General features: G+C 61.7%; 23 protein-coding genes and 1 pseudogene. 8 read left to right on the plus strand and 16 right to left on the minus strand.

Annotation, left to right across the window (positions count from 1 at the left end):
* Positions 1-19: 19 nt before the first annotated feature.
* Both CPI83_RS03270 and CPI83_RS03275 read right to left on the minus strand, forming a co-directional pair.
* Positions 20-907, minus strand: a complete 888-nt coding sequence (locus CPI83_RS03270; RefSeq protein WP_020909369.1) for a ScbA/BarX family gamma-butyrolactone biosynthesis protein — start codon at positions 905-907, stop codon at positions 20-22.
* Positions 908-1,074: 167 nt separating this feature from the next.
* Positions 1,075-1,620, minus strand: a complete 546-nt coding sequence (locus CPI83_RS03275; RefSeq protein WP_232816853.1) for a LuxR C-terminal-related transcriptional regulator — start codon at positions 1,618-1,620, stop codon at positions 1,075-1,077.
* Between the two features lie 634 nt (positions 1,621-2,254).
* On the opposite strand from CPI83_RS03275, the gene CPI83_RS03280 reads away from it, so the two are divergent.
* Positions 2,255-3,754: an NAD(P)/FAD-dependent oxidoreductase gene (locus CPI83_RS03280; protein WP_097386768.1), complete on the plus strand. Its 1,500-nt coding sequence runs from the start codon at positions 2,255-2,257 to the stop codon at positions 3,752-3,754.
* 370 nt (positions 3,755-4,124) lie between these two features.
* Here the strand turns inward: CPI83_RS03280 and CPI83_RS03285 are convergent, their stop codons facing one another.
* The 3 genes from CPI83_RS03285 to CPI83_RS03295 form a co-directional block, all read right to left on the minus strand.
* Positions 4,125-4,871: a phosphotransferase gene (locus CPI83_RS03285; RefSeq protein ID WP_097386769.1), complete on the minus strand. Its 747-nt coding sequence runs from the start codon at positions 4,869-4,871 to the stop codon at positions 4,125-4,127.
* Positions 4,872-4,993: 122 nt separating this feature from the next.
* Positions 4,994-5,863, minus strand: coding sequence for an aldo/keto reductase (locus tag CPI83_RS03290; RefSeq protein ID WP_198586335.1), 870 nt, complete (start codon positions 5,861-5,863; stop codon positions 4,994-4,996).
* 184 nt (positions 5,864-6,047) lie between these two features.
* The gene (locus CPI83_RS03295) at positions 6,048-6,506 is read right to left on the minus strand and encodes a hypothetical protein (RefSeq protein ID WP_060937878.1); all 459 of its coding nucleotides are present in this window, start codon (positions 6,504-6,506) and stop codon (positions 6,048-6,050) included.
* 77 nt (positions 6,507-6,583) lie between these two features.
* Between CPI83_RS03295 and lexA the strand changes: the two genes are divergently transcribed.
* Positions 6,584-7,273, plus strand: a complete 690-nt coding sequence (gene lexA, locus CPI83_RS03300) for a transcriptional repressor LexA (protein WP_020909365.1) — start codon at positions 6,584-6,586, stop codon at positions 7,271-7,273.
* A 13-nt stretch (positions 7,274-7,286) separates the two neighbouring features.
* Here the strand turns inward: lexA and CPI83_RS03305 are convergent, their stop codons facing one another.
* From CPI83_RS03305 to CPI83_RS03320, 5 genes and pseudogenes are all read right to left on the minus strand, one after another.
* On the minus strand, positions 7,287-7,700 hold the full coding sequence (locus CPI83_RS03305) for a cupin domain-containing protein (RefSeq protein WP_019745603.1): 414 nt from the start codon (positions 7,698-7,700) through the stop codon (positions 7,287-7,289).
* A 29-nt stretch (positions 7,701-7,729) separates the two neighbouring features.
* The gene (locus CPI83_RS03310; protein WP_029256419.1) at positions 7,730-8,116 is read right to left on the minus strand and encodes a DUF2255 family protein; all 387 of its coding nucleotides are present in this window, start codon (positions 8,114-8,116) and stop codon (positions 7,730-7,732) included.
* Complete coding sequence (locus CPI83_RS31140; protein WP_232816854.1) at positions 8,091-8,918, minus strand: MFS transporter; 828 nt, start codon at positions 8,916-8,918, stop codon at positions 8,091-8,093. Before CPI83_RS31140 ends, CPI83_RS03310 begins: the two co-directional genes overlap by 26 nt.
* Positions 8,919-9,012: 94 nt before the next feature.
* Positions 9,013-9,480: pseudogene (locus CPI83_RS31145) on the minus strand (MFS transporter); the annotation flags it as partial.
* 123 nt (positions 9,481-9,603) lie between these two features.
* Positions 9,604-10,641 (minus strand): zinc-dependent alcohol dehydrogenase family protein, encoded by a 1,038-nt coding sequence (locus CPI83_RS03320; protein WP_097386770.1) that lies wholly within the window; start codon positions 10,639-10,641, stop codon positions 9,604-9,606.
* A gap of 167 nt (positions 10,642-10,808) precedes the next feature.
* Between CPI83_RS03320 and CPI83_RS03325 the strand changes: the two genes are divergently transcribed.
* Positions 10,809-11,693: a helix-turn-helix transcriptional regulator gene (locus CPI83_RS03325; RefSeq protein WP_097386771.1), complete on the plus strand. Its 885-nt coding sequence runs from the start codon at positions 10,809-10,811 to the stop codon at positions 11,691-11,693.
* 26 nt (positions 11,694-11,719) lie between these two features.
* On the opposite strand, the gene CPI83_RS03330 is transcribed toward CPI83_RS03325, so the two are convergent.
* The 5 genes from CPI83_RS03330 to CPI83_RS03350 form a co-directional block, all read right to left on the minus strand.
* On the minus strand, positions 11,720-12,862 hold the full coding sequence (locus CPI83_RS03330) for a GGDEF domain-containing protein (RefSeq protein ID WP_020909360.1): 1,143 nt from the start codon (positions 12,860-12,862) through the stop codon (positions 11,720-11,722).
* Positions 12,863-12,980: 118 nt separating this feature from the next.
* Positions 12,981-13,445, minus strand: a complete 465-nt coding sequence (locus CPI83_RS03335) for an Rrf2 family transcriptional regulator (RefSeq protein ID WP_020909359.1) — start codon at positions 13,443-13,445, stop codon at positions 12,981-12,983.
* A 62-nt stretch (positions 13,446-13,507) separates the two neighbouring features.
* A complete protein-coding gene (locus CPI83_RS03340) occupies positions 13,508-14,257 on the minus strand; it encodes an NAD(P)H-binding protein (protein ID WP_097386772.1) in 750 nt (249 codons plus the stop codon).
* A gap of 75 nt (positions 14,258-14,332) precedes the next feature.
* Positions 14,333-15,181 (minus strand): LLM class F420-dependent oxidoreductase, encoded by an 849-nt coding sequence (locus tag CPI83_RS03345; RefSeq protein ID WP_172932658.1) that lies wholly within the window; start codon positions 15,179-15,181, stop codon positions 14,333-14,335.
* A gap of 44 nt (positions 15,182-15,225) precedes the next feature.
* Entirely contained in the window at positions 15,226-15,546 is a 321-nt protein-coding gene (locus CPI83_RS03350) for a GYD domain-containing protein (protein WP_007729728.1), read from the minus strand.
* Positions 15,547-15,627: 81 nt separating this feature from the next.
* On the opposite strand from CPI83_RS03350, the gene CPI83_RS03355 reads away from it, so the two are divergent.
* The 4 genes from CPI83_RS03355 to CPI83_RS03370 all read left to right on the plus strand — a co-directional run bounded on the left by CPI83_RS03355 (position 15,628) and on the right by CPI83_RS03370 (position 17,739).
* Positions 15,628-15,810, plus strand: coding sequence for a hypothetical protein (locus CPI83_RS03355; RefSeq protein ID WP_007729726.1), 183 nt, complete (start codon positions 15,628-15,630; stop codon positions 15,808-15,810).
* Positions 15,811-15,854: 44 nt separating this feature from the next.
* Complete coding sequence (locus CPI83_RS03360) at positions 15,855-16,670, plus strand: DUF72 domain-containing protein (protein ID WP_097386774.1); 816 nt, start codon at positions 15,855-15,857, stop codon at positions 16,668-16,670.
* A gap of 70 nt (positions 16,671-16,740) precedes the next feature.
* Positions 16,741-17,250, plus strand: coding sequence for a hypothetical protein (locus CPI83_RS03365; protein ID WP_097386775.1), 510 nt, complete (start codon positions 16,741-16,743; stop codon positions 17,248-17,250).
* A gap of 33 nt (positions 17,251-17,283) precedes the next feature.
* The gene (locus tag CPI83_RS03370) at positions 17,284-17,739 is read left to right on the plus strand and encodes a PPOX class F420-dependent oxidoreductase (RefSeq protein WP_007729721.1); all 456 of its coding nucleotides are present in this window, start codon (positions 17,284-17,286) and stop codon (positions 17,737-17,739) included.
* 2 nt (positions 17,740-17,741) lie between these two features.
* Here CPI83_RS03370 and CPI83_RS03375 read toward each other — a convergent pair whose 3' ends face one another.
* Positions 17,742-18,185, minus strand: a complete 444-nt coding sequence (locus CPI83_RS03375) for a helix-turn-helix domain-containing protein (protein ID WP_019745592.1) — start codon at positions 18,183-18,185, stop codon at positions 17,742-17,744.
* A gap of 117 nt (positions 18,186-18,302) precedes the next feature.
* Here CPI83_RS03375 and CPI83_RS03380 point away from each other — a divergent pair, with 117 nt between their 5' ends.
* On the plus strand, positions 18,303-18,707 hold the full coding sequence (locus CPI83_RS03380; protein ID WP_069145498.1) for a PaaI family thioesterase: 405 nt from the start codon (positions 18,303-18,305) through the stop codon (positions 18,705-18,707).

The raw sequence follows: 18,707 nt of genomic DNA on the forward strand, positions 1-18,707 counted from the left end.
AGAACGTGTTCGTTCCCTCTCATAATTGGTCCGCAACTGTAAGTTCAAGTTCCGCGGTGGTTTCCAGATCTTGAGTGAACCGAACTCGGTGCACATGGCCTGACGCGTCAAGGAGGGTCGTTGACACCTCGCACGGCGTTTCCCATTCAGTGAACCTCGGAAAGACCGCCGAGAGTGAGGCGATCTTGGTTGCTGGGTTGCCGATGTGGAATCGGACCGCTTGTCGGGCGGCCTCGAAAAGAATCATTCCTGGGATGTGGTCGACGGGGTGGTCGAAAAGGGAGTGGTTGCGCGGATCGGGAGTGCAGAACATCGTGTGCCGAGCAGGATCAGTGCTGATGAGCACATCTCCATCGGTTAGGCGTCCGACTCGCTCCGATCCGACCACCGCGGTTCCGGAAGGAAGGATGCGCCGGCTCGGGCGGTGGTCTTCTCGTCCTTGCCGAATGCGACGGTATCCCTCAGGGCTGACTCCTCGCGCAACAGCTTTGCATCTGGCGACGTGCCGGTTGCCCTCTCTGAGGATCCCCGACACTTCGACCCCCGAGACCGCTCCGTCGCGATGAGTGAGGTTGTCCGCTGTCATCGAGAAACTCAACGGCTCCGCGACTGGTTGCACGTCGAGCGCATCCAACATCTCGAAGCTGAATGTTTCCATGAGGAACTTGTAGTGCAGTGGAATCTCGTATCGGGTGTGGCAGAGAAGCACCACTGCCTGTCGAAATGCTTCTGCCACCCCGAGTGGATCGTGTTGCTCGCTCGATACGTCGAATATCCGGTGCGAGACCGGGAGTTGCACAGCAACCTGGTACGCCGAGTCCGATTCGATCCGGTAGTCCGTCAAGAAAACCTCGGCAACAGCATGTCTGTGGACGAGATGCCGCGGCACTGTGCGTGTGTATTCCATTGATTGAATGCACCTTTCGATGTTCGCTCGTGTCTTCGGTGTCGTGTAGGAACCAATTTTCGACGTCCGGACACGTCGTCGAATCGTCAAAATTGACGATCTTTGCGAAGGTCGAGTTCGATCAGGGGTAGCACCCATCTCAACGAGTGTGTCTGGGGCACTTCCTGCTAGAAGCGTCCGATCCGAAGTTCCAGTGGGTGTCTACGTGCGTCGTGACCAGAGCGGCGGAGCATCGCGCATGCCTCCAGTTGGGAGTGCACCCCCAGTTTCTGCAGGATGCTTCGGACGTGGGCGCGAACCGTGGTCGGTGCGATGTGGGCGGTTCGAGCAATCGAGTCGACATTCGAACCGCCGTAGAGAAGACCCACGATCTCGAATTCGCGATCGGTGAGACTGCCGATTCGTGCGGATTCTTCGGTGCGCAACCGGATGCGTTGTACGAGCGAGGACTTCTCGTGTGCAGGTTGAGTGGAATTGGGGTTGAGTGCGGCCTGCAGCTCATCGAGCAGCGATGCGAACGGGAGTTGAGAGTTGAGCACGGAGTGGGCGCCCGCAGCAAGCCCCCGAATCATGGAGCGGCCGCTACTGAGATCGCCGACCAGGACCGATCCCTCGAGTGCGGAAAGCTCCTTCACGTGCCAATCGACGCCCCCGAGTGGTAGGAGAACAAGCGCTCGACCGTGATCGCTGGTGTGGTGCCTTAACAGGCTCATGTCTGCGGTTTGTGGCGCGGAATAGGCCCTGGTGCTTATTCCGGCAGCGATTGCATTGGCGAACCCTCGATCGCTATGAGTGGTATACACCGTGACTGTGCTGGAGTGTGTCATAGCGACTACATCACCGGTGGAGGTCCAGTCCGCCCGTTTTCCGCGTTGCGAATCCAAAACCGTTGGTTTCAGCGTGGTTTCGTCAGCGGGCTCGTTATCGGAGTGACCTCTTCACTGATGCGCACGAAGGGTGACAGCGATAGCGCAGTTGTCCGTCCGCCCATGGAGACTCGTGCGTCCGACACCTGATCGTGGACCTTCGAATTATGCTAGGGCGCTGAATATTTGGGCGATGAGTATCCCGCGTAGACGAGCCATTGGACGTTCCGTCGACGACGTGAACGACTCTCCAGTGGCTCGAGGCATTCGGGCGTCTCGATCGAGTTTCCGCGAGGCCGGTGCGTCGCACTCTCAAGGTTCTGTACCCAGTCGGGTCGAGATATTGACTGTTACCGCCAGTTGCACATACCCTGTACATTGGCGCTGACCTTAGGGAACCCGGCCTGAACCGGCCGATCGTTCTCGGCCACTGCCGACGCCAGATGTAGCTTCGCGACGACCTACGAAACGAGTTTCCTCCATGACACAGCATGTCGACGTACTGATCATCGGCGCTGGCTTGTCCGGAATCGGCGCGGCTTGCCACCTCATTCGTGAGCAGACCGGAAGCACTTACGCGATCCTCGAGCGCCGCGAGAACATCGGTGGCACCTGGGACCTGTTCAAGTACCCGGGCATCCGTTCGGACTCCGACATGCTCACCTTCGGATTCGGTTTCCGTCCTTGGATCGGCACCAAAGTGCTCGCAGACGGGGCCAGTATCCGTGACTACGTCGAGGAAACCGCCAAGGAATACGGCGTCACCGACCACATCAACTTCGGCCGCAAGGTCGTGTCTATGGACTTCGACCGTACCGCCGCGCAGTGGACCGTGACCGTCCTGGTCGAGTCGACGGGGGAGACCGAGACGTGGACCGCGAACGTCCTCGTCGGCGCCTGTGGTTACTACAACTACGACAAGGGCTACCGCCCCGCCTTCCCCGGTGAGGACGACTTCCGCGGTCAGATCGTGCACCCGCAGCACTGGCCGGAGGATCTCGATTACACCGGAAAGAAGGTAGTGGTCATCGGTTCCGGTGCCACCGCGATCACGCTGATCCCGTCGATGGCCCCCACCGCTGGTCACGTCACCATGCTGCAGCGCTCGCCCACGTGGATCCAGGCGCTTCCGTCCGAGGACCCTGTTGCCAAGGGTCTCAAGCTCGCACGTGTTCCCGACCAGATTGCTTACAAGATTGGTCGAGCCCGCAATATCGCACTACAACGCGCCAGCTTTCAGCTTTCTCGCACCAACCCGAAGCTGGCCAAGAAGCTGTTCCTCGCCCAGATCCGCCTGCAGCTCGGCAAGAATGTGGACCTGCGTCACTTCACTCCCAGTTACAACCCGTGGGATCAGCGCCTGTGCGTGGTTCCCAACGGGGACCTGTTCAAGGTGCTCAAGAGCGGCAAGGCCGACATCGTCACCGACCGTATCGCCACGTTCACCGAGAAGGGCATCGTGACCGAGTCGGGCCGCGAAATCGAGGCCGACGTCATCGTCACGGCGACCGGCTTGAACGTACAGATTCTGGGCGGCGCGACCATGAGCATCGACGGCGAGCCGGTCAAGCTCAACGAGACTGTGGCCTACAAGAGCGTGCTCTACTCCGACATTCCCAACTTCCTGATGATTCTCGGCTACACCAACGCGTCGTGGACGCTCAAGGCTGACCTGGCCGCGTCCTATCTGTGTCGCGTGCTCAAGATCATGCGCGATCGCAGCTACACGACTTTCGAGGTTCACGCCGAACCCGAGGACTTCGCCGAAGAATCTCTCATGGGTGGAGCCCTGACCTCGGGCTACATCCAGCGCGGCGATGGAGAAATGCCGCGTCAGGGTGCCCGCGGCGCGTGGAAAGTGGTCAACAATTACTACCGCGACCGCAAGCTGATGCACGACGCCGAGATCGAAGACGGTGTGCTGCAGTTCAGCAAGGTCGAGACTCCCGTCGAAACTGCAGACAGGGCCGCCAGCGCCTGAGCCGGCTCCACTCGAATGAACGGGGTTGCGCCCCCTTGCCTGAATCCGTGATCTTTTCGTTTTGTCGGAGAGTCGCGGTTCGCGTTCGCTGTGTTTCGAAAGTTGCTGCAGGAAGAGCGAGTTCAGACTTCGGTCTGCCATCTGGGCGGCTGGACATGCTTGCCGCGGTCCGAAACTCGATTGAGACGGCCACCGCTCGCTGACAATATCCAGGCGTTTGCCGGCGGACGGCAATCGACGGCGGCGCGAAGGCGTCGCGACCTGCCTAACCGTGCCGTCATCGACACGAAATACTTTTGGCCGCAGCAATTTTGGCGCGAGTCGAAGGTTTGGCAGATTGGGGGAGGACGTCCTGATGGTTCGGTTATTGTCAGTCGCGCATCGCCTGTCGATTCAGCACGTCTACTTCGCAGCCCGGCGCGGCTGGATCGAAACCATGCTCGACCAGCCAGCGCACGCCTCTCAAGCTGCGCAACGACCACCACGCCTGGATGACCTCGAGGTCGACGTCAGTGCCGTAGCCCTCAACCACGTCATCGAGATGTTCCGGGTGGCCGAGGGTCAGTGTTGCGAGGTCGTACAAGGGATCGCCCTGCGCGGCTTCGGACCAGTCGATGACGCCGGCAACTTCGTCATCGGTCACGAACACATGGCAGGCTTGGAGATCGCCGTGTGTGAATACCGGTGTCCACGACCTGAGTGCAATCTCGGCAATCCGACGGTTGGATGTAATCACTCCGGTGGCAACCACCCCGCTCCTGGTCAGCCATGCACATTCGCGGTCCAGTTCTGAGGCGATGTCGTCGAGACTACGGCCGGGCCAGGGCGGCAACGGTGCGTCGTGCAGCATTCGAACGGCGGCACCCGCTGCGGCCCACGCCGCTGAAGGCGTGGTCGACGGTCTGCCTAGGCGACCGAGCGCGTTTCCCGGCAGAGCGGCGAGCGCGAGCACGGGCGGCTTGCGCCACAGAATCTGCGCTGTCGGGATTGGGGCTCGGAGCATTGCTTCGACCTCGACGTCGGTATTCGACTGATCGGCGTCGATTTTGAGGAACACCTCGCCGACGCGCAGAGTCGCGCGCTCGCTATGGGCGACGACAACCTCGACTTCTGTCACGTCGGTCAGTATGGCTGGGATGCGCCTTGGCGTCGCCGGGTTTCTCGCGTGCGGTCATTCGCGATCGGAGCGCGGTATGTTCCGCTGACCTCCCGCACCTCAAACTTTCTCAACAAACTGCCTTACTGCTCCCTTGTTTGCTGCGTGACATCATCAAGGTCCGCCAAGTCAGTCTCACTGAGATCAATTCGCGAAGCAGCAATGTTGGCTTGTAGATGAGCGATGCTCGTGGTGCCGGGCAGGGGAATGACGGTGGCCGCGACCCCGCGCCCGCGCTGATGGACCCACGCAAGAGCGACCTGGCCAGCCGTCGCTCCGACACGAGAAGCGATGCTGGCGAGGGACCGAGCGACAAGATTGCCGGTGGAGTGGTTGAGGTTGCCGTGCCCCATCGGCGAATGTGCGACCAGTGTGATCCCGAGGTCGGCGAGCGTTGGGAGAAACAGTTCAACATCTCGCCGTATAAGGGACCATTGCTCTTGCACGGCAGTGATGGGGTGTACGGCATGAGCTCGTCGGATGTCATCGAGCGTGACATTGGACAGCCCCAGAGCCCGGATCTTCCCTGCCTGGCGGAGCTCGGCCATAGCGTTGACGGTCTCCTCGATTGGTGTGTCCTCGCTGCGGTGATGCAGGTAGTAAAGATCGAGGTGATCGACGTCGAGGCGCCTGAGTGAGCCCTCGATGGCCGCGCGCACCGTTGCGGAGTCCGCCCGAACATTCCAGTCATCAGGATGACCCGACGGCCCGCGGTAGACACCGAATTTGCTGCACAACGTGATGTGTTCACGGTTGGCGCCAATTGCCCGACCAACCAGCTCTTCGTTTCCATACATCTCGGCTGTGTCGAGCATGGGCACCCCGGAGTCGATCGCGGCGCGAACCAGTGCGGCGGGGTCGCGGTCAGCATCACCCCACCCGTTGTCGGTCAATCGCATCAGGCCCAGGCCCTGGATGGGCACATCATCGAATGTTTTCGGCGCGACAGTCATGAACGAGTACATTATCGGGGTCGCTGATCAGAACCAGGTCGCCAAAGAGGCCGATTCCGGCGACTTCGACATCTCGCTGCATCGCTCGTTCAGCGCTTGACGCGGTGCAGCTGTCGATCGCTGTTCCGAAGTGGGCGTAAACAGCTGAATATCACGCTGCGAAATGCCGAGTGTCCTGACTTGCTCAGGCTGATTCTGTCCGCTTGACCCGCACGTTATGCACAACCATCGGGACAGTTATTGCCAGGACCATCGCTATCACGAACACCGATATGAAAACCCAAGGACGTTCTGTATCGGATGCTCGGACGGTCAGCACCGCCCCACTCGTAAGCAGGGGCATCCCTGCTGCCGCGAGTAGATCGACGTGCCGCGGGGCGACAGGAGGTCCGGCGAAGTATGGAACTCGAACCCCGGAGTTCTCTCGAAGCATCCGTCGCTCCGACATCGCGTAAGTGCTCGCGCCGACTGCGAAAATGACCAGTCCCAGTACGACAAGACCAATTCCCGTTCGGGTGGTGAGTGCGGCAAACATGAACACCGATGTCACTGCCGGATAGAGAACCGCCATCTTCCAGAGTGGAGTCTTGGTCCGCGTGTCGACTGCAACACTGACCGGGCGCATCGGTTCGAGAGGCTCCATCAGCTCAGCGTGCCATGCGCCACTCGGGAAACAAACTGCCTGTGCCGTTTCTGGCAGGCTGCGGCTGCCCGGATTGGATGTCGGGACCCCTCACTACGATTCTCGTCGTGACCGATTACGACGATCTCGACATGTTCGGTGGCCTCGACGCCTCCTCCCTGCCGCTCCGCCAGCAGCAGATTCTGATGACCATCCGGGATCTCGTGGCTGCCAACGGGTGCACGCCGAGCACACGGCAGATCGGAGACGCGGTTGGTCTGCGCTCGACGTCGACGGTATCCAAGCACCTCAAGAGCCTCGAAGAGAAGGGCTTCCTCCGTAGGGGAGCGGCCATGGCTCGGCAGTTGGACGTGCGGCCGTTCCTCGTGGGAGCGAAGGAACAGTCGTCGTCGAACACCGTGACGGTTCCGGTCGTCGGTGACATTGCGGCCGGCGCGCCGATCCTCGCGGAGGAGCACGCCGACGAGGTGCTGGCGCTTCCTCGCGAGCTCGTGGGCTCCGGCACGGTGTTCGGACTTCGGGTGCGCGGTGAGTCGATGGTCGACGCAGCAATCTGCGACGGCGACGTCGTCGTGGTGCGGCGCCAGGACGAGGCACACTCCGGCGAGATCGTCGCCGCGATGATCGACGGCGAGGCCACCGTGAAGGTGCTCCGACGTCGCGACGGTCACGTGTACCTCGAGCCTCGTAATCCCGCATACAGCGTCATCGACGGCGATCGCGCGGCCATCTTGGGCAAGGTTGTTTCGGTGATGCGACGTATCTGAGAGGTGTCCGGTCTCAGCGATGGTTGGCGCGGGGACCGTTGTATTCCTCATCGGTCACTTTGTCGCCCCATGTCGTTTCGGTGCTTCCGTCGCCGGGTCCTTCCCACAGCGCAAGGTGGGTCATGAAACGGTCGGGTGCCGCGCCGTGCCAGTGTTCCTCTCCTGCCGGGGTATAGATGGTCTCGCCCGGGTGAACTTCGACGATCTCGCCGCCGCGAGCTTGAACCAGCGCGGTCCCGGAGACGATGTGGAGGGTCTGCCCGAGGACATGGGAATGCCAGTCGGTTCGCGCACAAGGTGCAAAGCGAACCATGTTGGCGCGCATCCTCGACGGCTCCTGGCCGGCGTAGATGACGTCCCACCAGACGTCGCCGGTGAACCAGTCGCTGGGTGCTTTGCTGGTGGGCTGGGGCTTCAAGATTTCCATGAGGTCTCCTCGGAATCGAAAGGGGCGGTTCAGTTCTGCGTCAGCGGAACAAGTCGAATGGTGTTGGGTGCGGCGGCGCGGCCGGTGACGGAGCCGACGATCTGCGGGCCGTAGCGGTCGTACTTGGTGTGGTAGGCGGAGTCGATCGCCGAGTGCGCATCCGGTGCGGCGGACTCGAACACCACGTCCCGCTCAATTCCTCCTGCGCGGATTCGGCCCCTTCCACTTGCCGTTGCTCGGACGAACCACGGGTTGTCGGTTCCGTATGCCGAGCGCACGTACAGTTGATTGTCGGCACGGACGACCCAAATCGTGACGCACGGCCTTGCGGTGCCGTCGCGGCGGTTAGAGGAGATCTGCAATTCCTCGGCACCACCGATCTTGGTCAGTTCAGCCTCGGTCCACGAGTGCGACATCTCGGCTTCCTTTCTCCTGTTCGAATTGCTTTGTGGTACTTCGCGTTCTCGTAGCCGGGACGATCAGTGCGAGGACGATGACGAGACAAGCGGCCAGCAGGGCGGTGCCTGCGGTGAGAGCCGTTGATACGTGATCGGTGAGTGCCGTTGTGGCGTCGTCGGCAGAGGCTCCGGCGCCCGCGGAAACTGCGACGAGGATGCCGAGTCCGAGAGCACTGCCCAGTTGGTGTGCAGTGTTGACCAATCCTGATGCGGCACCGGCATCCTCGGCCTCTACCCCGGAGATACCGGCAGAAGTCAGCGGAGCGAAAGCCAACCCCTGCCCGGCGCCGATCAATATCATCGGAAGTGCTATCGCGGTGAGATACGTGCTGCCGGGATGGACCAGACTGAGCCACGCCATCCCGGCGAGGGTGACGGCAATGCCAACCGACAGAATTGCGGAATTTCCGAATCGTGGTGTCAGTCGCGGAATCAGCATCGCCACAGCAAAATTGACGATCGTCATCGGGAAGAAGGCGATGCCAGCTTGGAACGCGCTGAAGCCCATGACGCCTTGGAGTAGCTGAGTGGTGAAGTAGAAAAATCCGATCATGGCGCCCAGATAGAGCATTCGGGCGGCGTACGCGGATCGCTCCCGGCTGCGGAACAACCTCAGTGGCATGATCGGCTGTTCCGCTCTCGCTTCGTTGAGGAAGAGCAAGGTCAGTAGTATCGCCCCGGCCGCCAGTGTCGCAACAGTGATCGGTGAGGTCCACCCCGCTTCGGCCGAGTTGACGGTGCCGAAGACGAGTGCGGTCATGCCGAGTGTGGCGAGAACAGCGCCCGCCACATCGAAACGTCCGGAGTTGGGGTTCGGTTTCCGGAATGAACCGGGGCGCGAGCGCGATCATCGCGATTCCGATCGGAATGTTGATGAAAAATCCTGCGCGCCAAGACACCCAGTCGGCAAGGGCGCCGCCGATCACGAGTCCGAGGCTGGCGCCTATTCCTGCGGCAGCGCCGTACCAGGCAACAGCGCGCGTTCGCTCCGGCCCGGGCGGGAAACTGGCGGTCAGCAGTGACAGCGACGCCGGGGCCACCACTGCGGCTCCGACGCCTTGGAGAGCGCGCGCCGCGATGAGCCACCAACCGTTCGGCGCGACCCCGACGAGAAACGACGCAATCGCGAAAATTGCGAGACCGGAGACGAATACGCGACGACGGCCGAAGATATCCCCGAGACGAGCGCCCAGCAGGAGAAGGCCGCCGAACACCAGGGTGTAGGCGTCCTGGACCCAGGACAGCCCGGTTGCCGAGTAACCCAAGCTGCTTTGGATGCTGGGTAGCCCGGTGAAGATGATCGAATTGTCTAGCAGGATCATGAAATAGCTGATCAGAATGATCGCCAGGATCGCGGTGGAATTGATGCGACCGGCAACGGGACGGTTGGCAGTGTGGGTCACGCGCTTCTTCTTCGCAAGTGGTGGACGTTCGCAAGTGGTGGATTACGGGCGGACGAGGACCTTCAACGATTCACGGGAGTCCATGGCTCGATAGCCTTCCGCTACGTCGTCGAGCCCGACGGTGTGGTCGAAGACCTTGCCCGGCTCGATCTTTCCGTCGAGCACATCCGGCATCAGCTCTTCGATGTACGCGCGCACCGGAGCCGGTCCACCGGTGAGCGTGATGTTGGGTCCGAAGAGCGTCCCGAATCCGATTGGAGCTTCTTCGTATTGGGGTACTCCGACTCGGCTGATGACGCCGCCCGGTCGGACAACTCCGCGTGACTGCTCGTAGGCAGGCATGTGACCTACCGCTTCGAGGACGACATGAGTGCCGTCGCCTCCGGTCAGTTCGCGGACTTTCTCGATGCCCTCGTCCCCACGTTCGGCAACTACATCGGTGGCTCCGAACTCGAGGCCGAGGTCCGTGCGGGTCTTGTGTCGCCCCATGAGGATGATGCGCTCGGCGCCGAGGCGTTTGGCGGAGAGCACTGCCATCAGCCCCACGGCTCCATCGCCGATGACCGTGACCGTCGTGCGTTGGTTGACGCCACCCTTGACCGCCGCGTGATAGCCGGTGCCGAAGACGTCGGAGAGCGTGAGCAGTGACGGTAGGAGTTCGGAATCCTCACCGACCGGCGCCTTGACCAGGGTGCCGTCTGCCAATGGCACTCGGATGGCCTCCGCCTGCCCTCCTCCGATCCCGTTTCCGGCCCAGAATCCGCCGTGGCGGCAGGACGTCTGCAAGCCTTCGCGGCAGAAGTCGCACGTCCCGTCGGACCAGGCGAAGGGGGCGATGACGAAGTCGCCCTTCTTCAACGTGGACACCTCGCGACCGGTCTCTTCGACCACTCCGACAAATTCGTGGCCCATCGGGGAACCACCGGGTGTTGCCGGCATGTTGTGGTAAGGGTGCAGGTCAGAGCCGCAAACGCAGGCCCTGACGACCCGCACGATCGCGTCCGTCGGCTGCTGCAGTACCGGATCGGGCACGGTCTCGACCCGAACGTCTCCGGCGCCGTACATGATGGTTGCTCGCATGGTGTCCCCTCTTGCTTCTGGTGTCGAGTGCTTGGAAGTCGACGTTTCTGCGTGAACCGGTCGACTGCAGTCAGTCAACGCCGCGCCTCGCGGGCGCGGGAGTGTCTGTTGTTCCAGGTAACGGCAGTACCTCCCTCGGTCTTCGCCGCTCGAGTAACGTGAACTGCATGGACAACCGAGCCGAGATCCGCGAATTCCTCAGCTCCCGTCGTGCTCGCATCACACCCGAGCAGGCAGGGCTCCCGGCTTACGGCGGAAACCGTCGCGTCAAGGGGTTGCGCCGTGAGGAAGTCGCTCTGCTCGCCGGTGTGACCATCGACTACTACGTGCGCATGGAACGCGGAAATCTGGCGGGAGCGTCGGATTCGGTACTCGAAAGCCTTTCCCGAGCACTGCAACTCGACGAAGCCGAAACTGCCCATTTGTACGACCTCGCGAAGGCCGCCAGTGCAGGCGCACCGAGTAGAAAGCGGCCCGCCCCCAAGGGCGTGAGCCCGGCGATTCAGCAGATACTCGACGCCATCACCGACGCGCCGGCGTGGGTACGCAATGCCAGGCACGACATGCTGGCGGCCAATCGCATGGCGCGCGCGTTGTATTCGCCAGTCTTGGCTGATCCGCGTAGGCCGGCGAACAACGCCCGCTTCGTGTACCTGGACCCGGCGTCGCAGGACTTCTTCGTAGATTGGGAGCGCGCGGCAGACGACATCGCCGCGATGCTCCGTTCGGAAGCGGGGCGAAATCCCCATGACAAGGCGCTGACCGAGCTCATCGGTGAACTTGCCACTCGCAGTGAGGTATTCCGCACCCGGTGGGCGAAACACAATGTGCGCTTTCATCGGACGGGATTCAAGAAGGTTCGTCACCCCGTCGTCGGCGACCTGGAGCTGAACTTCGAGGCGATGGAACTGCCGTCCAATCCCGGGCTGACACTGCTGGTCTACACCGCGGCGCCGGGGACGCCCACGGCTGACGCACTCAAACTCTTGGCGAGTTGGGCGGCAACCCAGGATCAGTTGGATCCGGCGAACGACAGCGAAGCGGCGCTCTGAGTTCGGTCGGCAAGTAGACCTGTCGATCAGCTCAGATGCGTTACCGCCCAGGCCACCTGGTCTCCACCCCGTCGCTTGGCTCGATACATCGCGTTGTCGGCGTCGGCAAGTATCCGATCGATGGTTCCTGAAGCGTCCGGGATTGTCGAGGACAGCCACACGCTGGCTCCGACGCTCACGGAAATCGACTGCCGACCGGCGGGCCGCGATATCGAATTGTGAATGTCCACCACGGTTTGTTCGATGCGACGTGGCTCCACGGGCATGAGAATCACGAACTCGTCGCCGCCTGTCCGGGCAACCAGCCCGACCTCTCCGACCGCTGAGTTCAGACGCCGACCGACTGTCACCAGCATCCGATCACCTTCTGCGTGACCCAGTTTGTCGTTGACGCTCTTGAACGAATCGACATCGATCACCACCGCGAGGACAACGTGTCCTTGGAGTTCGCCGACACCGAACAGCTGTTGCCAGACGTTGTGCAGCCCACGTCGGTTCAGAGCAGCGGTGAGTGGATCGCGCCAAGAGTGTCGTGCATCGTCGGTCAAGTACAAGACGAGGAAATGCACGGTCATCGCGGCGGACGCGATAACACACCCGATGACGAATCCAGTGGACACCGACAGCGAAGAATCGGTATCCGGATCGGTTACAGCGCGAATTGTCAGTAGGGCAACGACGAACAGCGCGCCGACGATCTGTGCCGTGACTATTCGAGGGCTGTGGAATACCGACGAATAGTTCGCGACGACCACGAACAGAACGGCGCCGGTCAATGCCAGGAAGCTCGAATGGATTCCGGCGAGAAGTATCAAGGACAAGCAGATATTGGTGAGCGAAATGAAACGAACGGATTGGTGGTGGCTCGGCCAGGACCGTCCGAGTGACCAGCGAATCATGCAGTAGAGCGCGATCATGCATGCTGTGCCCGCCGCGAGCCGTTCAGGGAGGTCGGTTGCGCCACCCTTCACGAATTGAGCCAGTACGGCGAGTGCCACGAACACGGCGCACCAAAAGGTGACGACCACTCTGGCTGTCCCCAACATCGATCGAGCAGCCAGAAACCGAGGGAACCATTCACCGTCGTACGCAAGAGACCACCAGCGACGCAACAGTCCAGTTGTTTGACGAATGTTCTGCCCCAACCCCGCAGCGCCACTGACTCCCATGAAACCCCCTCCGAGATCTTGCGAAAATTCCCGGAAGATTCTTCGTCAAGATTTGATCCCCGAACAAGGTACCCGATAGTTGAACGATGGATTGATGCCTCGTGAGGTGTGGGCCGCTCTAAGGTGCGATCGGTGTGGTCAGGATCTTTCTGAGTGCCGGAAGATCCAGGGTTGCAGCAAGATCTGCAATCGTGACTCCCGACAGCGATGCGCGCCAGGCTTTTTCGGCGTCGGCCATGACTTTGGCAATTCCGCAGGCGGAACGGCATTGCTCCGGTGGAGCGGCGAGGATTCCTTGCTGTCGAATCTCCGTGCACCGGAACGCAGGTTCAGTGCCGTCAACCGCCTGGACGACGTCGAGAACGGTGATTTTCTCGGGAGCCCGGGTGAGGACGTACCCACCGTCTCGGCCCTCGGTCGGATTGACCAGACCGGCGTGCGCGAGCGCTCGCAGATGCTTCGCCAGGTATGTCTTCGACACCCCGTGAAGTTCGGCGAGTCTGGCTGTGGGTACCGGCCCCTCGGCCTGGCTGAGAACCACACAGCAGTGGAGTGACCACTCCACGCCTCCGGAAAGCTTCATGGTTGAACTCTATCGACGTGGTGGAACTTGATGCGGGCCTGACGTCGCTCGAGTGGTCGACGTCAGGCCTTCTCGGCAAGCCACGCGTCGTACGTTGTCGGCGCAATCCATGCGTCGGCGCCGGGTGTCGGGGTGAGTGCCGAGTTGTCGAGTTTCGCGCCGAAGTACCCGGCCTCGGGGTCGGAGATCACCGAGCGCTTGTCGCCGGTGACGACGAACAGGCGCCGGACCAGTTCGTCGATGCCCAGCGGTTCGGGCCCGGCGATCTCGACCGTGCCGTTATGCGGCGCACCGGTCACTACCTCGGCGACGTGAGAAACGACGTCCCGTGATGCGATGGGCTGCAGATGTGCCTGTGTTGCATGGACCGTGCCGTCGGTGGTTCCGGCGTCGGCGATTCCGGCGACGAACTCGAAGAACTGGGTCGATCGGACGATCGTGTATGGGGTCGGGCCGGCTTTGACCAGGTCTTCCTGGGCGACTTTGGCTCGCATGTACCCGGAATCGGGCAGTCGATCGGCGCCGACGATGGACAGGATGACGTGGTGACCGACGCCCGCCTTCTCTTCTGCGGCGAGGATATGGCTGGTTCCGTCACGGAAGAAGGCCAAGACGTCTTCGTCCGACCACGACGGAGAATTGGTCAGATCCACGACGACGTCGGCACCATCGACTGCTTCGGCGATTCCTGCGCCGGTGGTGATGTCGATCCCGTCTGCCCGACCGAGCGCCTTCACGTCGTGCCCGGCGTCAGCGAGCTTGGCGGCGACCTGGCTTCCGATCAGTCCGCTTCCGAAAATGACGATCTTCATGATTTTCTCCTTTACTCGGATAAGTCGTGTCCAAGTATACTCGGACACAACTTATCCAAGTCAAGGGTTGTCTGATCAGTCGAAGAGTTCGGCTGCCAGTGCTTCGTAGGTCGCGAGCGGATCACCCTCGGCGGGAAGTGCTTGGATCGCAACGTGATCGGCACCTGCCGCGACATGCTCCCGAAGTCGATCCGCGATGGACTTCGCGGTACCGCGCGCAACCAGAGCGTCGATGACGCGATCGTTTCCTTCGTTCGCCAACTCTTCGGGCGCAAAACCGAGGCGCTCGAGATTGCTCGTGTAGTTGCGCAGATACAGATACGGGTTGGCGACGGCGGGGCGACCGATTGCTCTGGCCTTCTCCGGATCGGTTTCCAGAACAACCTTGTGCTCGGGGGCAAGAATCTTCGAAGGGCCGAGGATTTCACGAGCTTCGGCGGTGTGTTCGGGGATGGTCAGGTACGGATGCGCGCCGGCAGCGCGATCTGCGGACAGTTTCAACACCTTCGGTCCCAGTGCGGCGAGGACGCGCCGCGATTCCGGGACCTGGGCCTCGTCGAGTTCGTCGAGGTACGACACGAGCGAGGCGTACGGCTTGGTGTAGTCGCCGGTCGCCTCCGGATGTCCGACGCCTACGCCGAGCAGGAATCGCCCCGGATGCGCGGCTTCGAGTCGGTGATAGGACTCCGCCACCTCGGCCGCAGGTGAGGACCAGATGTTGACGATTCCGGTCGCCACGGTGATGTGCTCGGTCGCGTCGAGAAGTTTCTCGGCGATCCGTAGATCGGCGCGTGGTGAGCCGCCGATCCAGATGGTGCCGAAACCGAGTTTCTCGATCGCTGTTCCCAGTTCGGGCGGCAAACCAGCCGCTCCTCGCCAGATTCCGTAGGTGCCCAGGTCAGGTGTTTTCGTAGTCTCCGTCACAGCGGGTGCAACTCGGCTGCTGCCGGGATCTATTCCTTCCGTCGTCATTTGCCCGGCGCGCGGTAGTCGGTCGGTCGCTTGACTGCCTCGTCGATCTGCTCCGGCGTGAGCAGCGTGATCGACTCCGAGCGTGCTGCGCCTGCCGCAGCCGTGCGAATGCTCAATGCGGCTGCCGCGACGTCGTCCGGCAGGTTGCCGATGACGAACATGTCGTGACCGCCCAGCGCGAAGTGGCAGGATTCGACTGTGCCACCGATGCTTTCGACCATTCGCGTTATCGCGTCGCGCCGCGCAGTGCCTCCCTCCTGCTGTAGACCGGCGGCGCCGGAGGGTGAGTACGTCACTTGCCAGAGGTATTTCGGCATTTCCACTCCTTGCTCGGGATGGGTACTTCGATCGTGTACCCGTAGGGCGCTCGGTGGCAATGGGTAGGGGACAATCACGGCATGGTTGGAACTCCGGTGATCGTGACTATCGTGTCCGTGTGTGTGGGTTTTGTGATCTTCATGCTGGCTGCCAGTGGTGCACGCGGAAAGTGGGACCGTCGCCTCGTGATCGCGTTGTTCGTCGGCGCGGTGGTGTGCCTGACCGTCGTACCGGTATCCGTCGCGCTCAGTGCCGGAGTTTGAAACACGGAGTGTCAAAACGCTCGAGTGCCGCTTAGTCTGAATCGATGGCAGATATTCGGGTAGGTATCTCCGGGTGGACGTATCCCGCGTGGCGCGGAGATTTCTATCCGAAAGGTCTTGCTCACCGCAAAGAATTATCTTATGCCGCAGAGAGATTGACGTCGATCGAGATCAACGGCTCGTTCTATGCCCTGCAGAAGCCGGAAAGCTACACCAAATGGCGCAGTGAAACTCCCGAAGATTTTGTGTTCGCGATCAAGGGCGGCCGGTACATCACGCACATGAAACGACTGCTCGACGCCCGTGACGGACTCGCCAACTTTTTCGCCGCCGGAACACTCGCCCTCGGTCCCAAGCTCGGACCGATCCTGTGGCAACTACCTCCGACGCTGCAGTTCGAACCGCAGCGGTTGACCGACTTCTTCGACGGTCTTCCCCGCACCACCCGGGCTGCCGCCGATCTGGCAGCACAGCACGACGACAAACTCACCGAAGACCGAGTGTTTGCCCAGACCGAGAGGGATGTGCCGATTCGCTACGCGGTGGAAGCGCGGCACGCCAGCTTCGAGACCGACGAAGCCGTGGACCTGATGCGCGAGCACTCCATCGGTTTTGTCGTCGCAGACACCGCCGGCAGATATCCCCGCATCACCACTCCGACTACCGATTTTGTCTACGTGCGGATGCACGGGGACAAGGAACTGTATGCGAGTGGGTACACCGACGAAGCTCTGGGCAAGTGGTCCAAGCGCTTTCGGGATTGGAGGGACGAGGGCCTCGACGTGTACGTCTACTTCGACAACGACATGAAAGGCTTTGCGCCGCACAACGCAATGTCCTTGTTGGAGCGGCTGCGCTGACGGATCGCCTGGCCTGTCGGTGGGATGTGGAAGGCTTCCGCATGAACGCGAGGACCGAGGAGATACCACGATGACGCCAGAACAGCGGACGCCAGAACAGAGCTGGCCGACGCATTGGCCGAAGGTCGCCCGTGACATCGCTGATGCCACGGCCGACGCACTCGCCGCGGTGCGGGCGGCAAATCGTGACGGACTGCTCGTGGCTGTCGAGGAACTGCGCGGGCTCTCGTTCGAGCAGGTCAGCTCGGTTCACGCGGCGATCGTGCGCGAATTGCTCGAGGACACGCATCCGGACGGCTTGTCCAGCGAGGACGTGCAGGATGCGCTGACTGCCTGCGCCAAGTCCACAATCGTGTGGCTGCCGGATCTGGACGTGCAGGCGCTCGCTGCGGTTTACACCGGGGCGCTCGGGATTTCGGATCTGGAAGACGATTCGTTCCGCATCGGGCACGGCGCGTACCTGCGTTCGGCGGTTCTGGTCATCGGAAGTCTGTCGACCGGAGTGAAGAAAGCTCAGAGCGCGTACGTCATTCGTGCAATCGACGAAATCGCACGTGCTCAGACCATCGAGATGCCCTGAGCGTCAGCTCGTAAATCGAATTAGGCTGAGGTCATGTCCAAGATCGCCAGCGCAGATCGTGTTTCGTTTGCCGAACTCCTCGAGTTCATCAGGCCGCGTCATCGGGCCACGTTCGTCACGGTGAAGAAATCCGGCGAGTTGCAGATCTCTCCGGTGACGTGCGGGGTCGACGACGAGGGTCGGATCGTCATCTCCACGTACCCGGAACGGGCCAAGGCCGCGAACGTTCGCCGCACCCCCGCGGTGTCTCTGTGTATCCACTCCGACGAGTGGAACGGTCCGTACGTCCAGGTGAACGGAACCGCGGAGTTGATCGACCTCCCGGACTCGGTGGAACCGTTGGTCGACTACTACCGATCCATCGCCGGTGATCATCCCGACTGGGATGAGTACCGCGAAGCCATGCGCAAGCAGGGCAAGAGCCTGATCCGCGTCACCGTCGACTCCTGGGGCCCGATCGCAACAGGCGGGTTTCCGCCCGGACGCTGACGCTATCGAGCAGGTGGCGAGAGTTCGACTACGTGCGCATCTCTGGCGGCCAGCGGTTCTTTGCAGTGTGCGCACACAACTTGGGCGTGCAGGATCTCACCGCAACGATGCTCGACGACGGTAGGCGGCGGACCCGTCGTCGCAAAGGTATCTCCCCATTCCATGAGTGCCATCAGGATCGGGTAGAGCGCCTTCCCTGATTCGGTGGCGACGTATTCGTAGCGCGGTGGATGGTCTTCGTAGCGACGCTTCGTGAGGACGTCGGCCTCGACGAGGGTGCGCAGACGCGCGGCGAGGATGTCGCGGCTCGCACCCGTGCCCGCGGCGATCTCGTCGAACCGTCGTTGTCCGAGGACGATTTCTCGGAGCACCAACAGTGACCACTTCTCGCCGACGACCTCCAAGGCGTTGGCGATGGAGCAGTTGCGTCCTTTTGTCGCCGTCATCTCTGAGCCCCTGTTAGTTGGAGAAGTTAGTTGGGAATTCCAACTTAGCACTTGACGGTATGTATTCGAGGGCGGAAGGTAGGTCGAGAAATCCAACGGAGCAGATGAGGGGTCGTCATGACGGAATTGAATCTCGAGGCAGCAAGCGGATTTGTCAGCGCTGCCGGATTGCAACTGGACGAGGTGTCCGGCACGAAGGTCGTCGGGCACATCGATCTGTCCGAGGCGCATCACACTCCGTGGGGTGTAGTCCACGGCGGTGTCTACACGACCGCCGTCGAGTCGGCCGCGAGTATCGGAGCCAGCACTGCAGTGGCAGATCGCGGCGAATTCGCCGTCGGCGTCCACAACGGAACGGATTTCCTGCGGGCGCGTACGGGTGGGCGCGTGGACGTCGTGGCTCTCCCGATTCAGCAGGGACGCGTTCAGCAGTTGTGGTCGGTGGTCATCACCGATCCGGAATCGGGCAAAGAGGTGGCGCGCGGTCAGGTGCGATTGCAGAACGTACCGCTGCCGAAGTAG

It is taken from the genome of Rhodococcus sp. H-CA8f (assembly GCF_002501585.1).
GTDB lineage: Bacteria > Actinomycetota > Actinomycetes > Mycobacteriales > Mycobacteriaceae > Rhodococcus_F > Rhodococcus_F erythropolis.

Bases quoted from the DNA above. Each gene is read 5' to 3' on its own strand.
- CPI83_RS03340 (WP_097386772.1), bottom strand. From the start codon at position 14,257: ATGAAGATCGTCATTTTCGGAAGCGGACTGATCGGAAGCCAGGTCGCC.
- CPI83_RS03370 (WP_007729721.1), top strand. From the start codon at position 17,284: ATGTCCAAGATCGCCAGCGCAGATCGTGTTTCGTTTGCCGAACTCCTC.
- CPI83_RS03295 (WP_060937878.1), bottom strand. From the start codon at position 6,506: ATGGAGCCTCTCGAACCGATGCGCCCGGTCAGTGTTGCAGTCGACACG.
- CPI83_RS03310 (WP_029256419.1), bottom strand. From the start codon at position 8,116: ATGTCGCACTCGTGGACCGAGGCTGAACTGACCAAGATCGGTGGTGCC.
- CPI83_RS31140 (WP_232816854.1), bottom strand. From the start codon at position 8,918: ATGACCGCACTCGTCTTCGGCACCGTCAACTCGGCCGAAGCGGGGTGG.
- CPI83_RS03335 (WP_020909359.1), bottom strand. From the start codon at position 13,445: ATGAAGCTTTCCGGAGGCGTGGAGTGGTCACTCCACTGCTGTGTGGTT.
- CPI83_RS03330 (WP_020909360.1), bottom strand. From the start codon at position 12,862: ATGGGAGTCAGTGGCGCTGCGGGGTTGGGGCAGAACATTCGTCAAACA.
- CPI83_RS03365 (WP_097386775.1), top strand. From the start codon at position 16,741: ATGACGCCAGAACAGCGGACGCCAGAACAGAGCTGGCCGACGCATTGG.
- CPI83_RS03350 (WP_007729728.1), bottom strand. From the start codon at position 15,546: ATGCCGAAATACCTCTGGCAAGTGACGTACTCACCCTCCGGCGCCGCC.
- CPI83_RS03320 (WP_097386770.1), bottom strand. From the start codon at position 10,641: ATGCGAGCAACCATCATGTACGGCGCCGGAGACGTTCGGGTCGAGACC.
- CPI83_RS03355 (WP_007729726.1), top strand. From the start codon at position 15,628: ATGGTTGGAACTCCGGTGATCGTGACTATCGTGTCCGTGTGTGTGGGT.
- CPI83_RS03290 (WP_198586335.1), bottom strand. From the start codon at position 5,863: ATGACTGTCGCGCCGAAAACATTCGATGATGTGCCCATCCAGGGCCTG.
- CPI83_RS03305 (WP_019745603.1), bottom strand. From the start codon at position 7,700: ATGGAAATCTTGAAGCCCCAGCCCACCAGCAAAGCACCCAGCGACTGG.
- CPI83_RS03325 (WP_097386771.1), top strand. From the start codon at position 10,809: ATGGACAACCGAGCCGAGATCCGCGAATTCCTCAGCTCCCGTCGTGCT.
- CPI83_RS03280 (WP_097386768.1), top strand. From the start codon at position 2,255: ATGACACAGCATGTCGACGTACTGATCATCGGCGCTGGCTTGTCCGGA.
- CPI83_RS03275 (WP_232816853.1), bottom strand. From the start codon at position 1,620: ATGAGCCTGTTAAGGCACCACACCAGCGATCACGGTCGAGCGCTTGTT.
- CPI83_RS03380 (WP_069145498.1), top strand. From the start codon at position 18,303: ATGACGGAATTGAATCTCGAGGCAGCAAGCGGATTTGTCAGCGCTGCC.
- CPI83_RS03270 (WP_020909369.1), bottom strand. From the start codon at position 907: ATGGAATACACACGCACAGTGCCGCGGCATCTCGTCCACAGACATGCT.
- CPI83_RS03360 (WP_097386774.1), top strand. From the start codon at position 15,855: ATGGCAGATATTCGGGTAGGTATCTCCGGGTGGACGTATCCCGCGTGG.
- lexA (WP_020909365.1), top strand. From the start codon at position 6,584: ATGTCGGGACCCCTCACTACGATTCTCGTCGTGACCGATTACGACGAT.
- CPI83_RS03375 (WP_019745592.1), bottom strand. From the start codon at position 18,185: ATGACGGCGACAAAAGGACGCAACTGCTCCATCGCCAACGCCTTGGAG.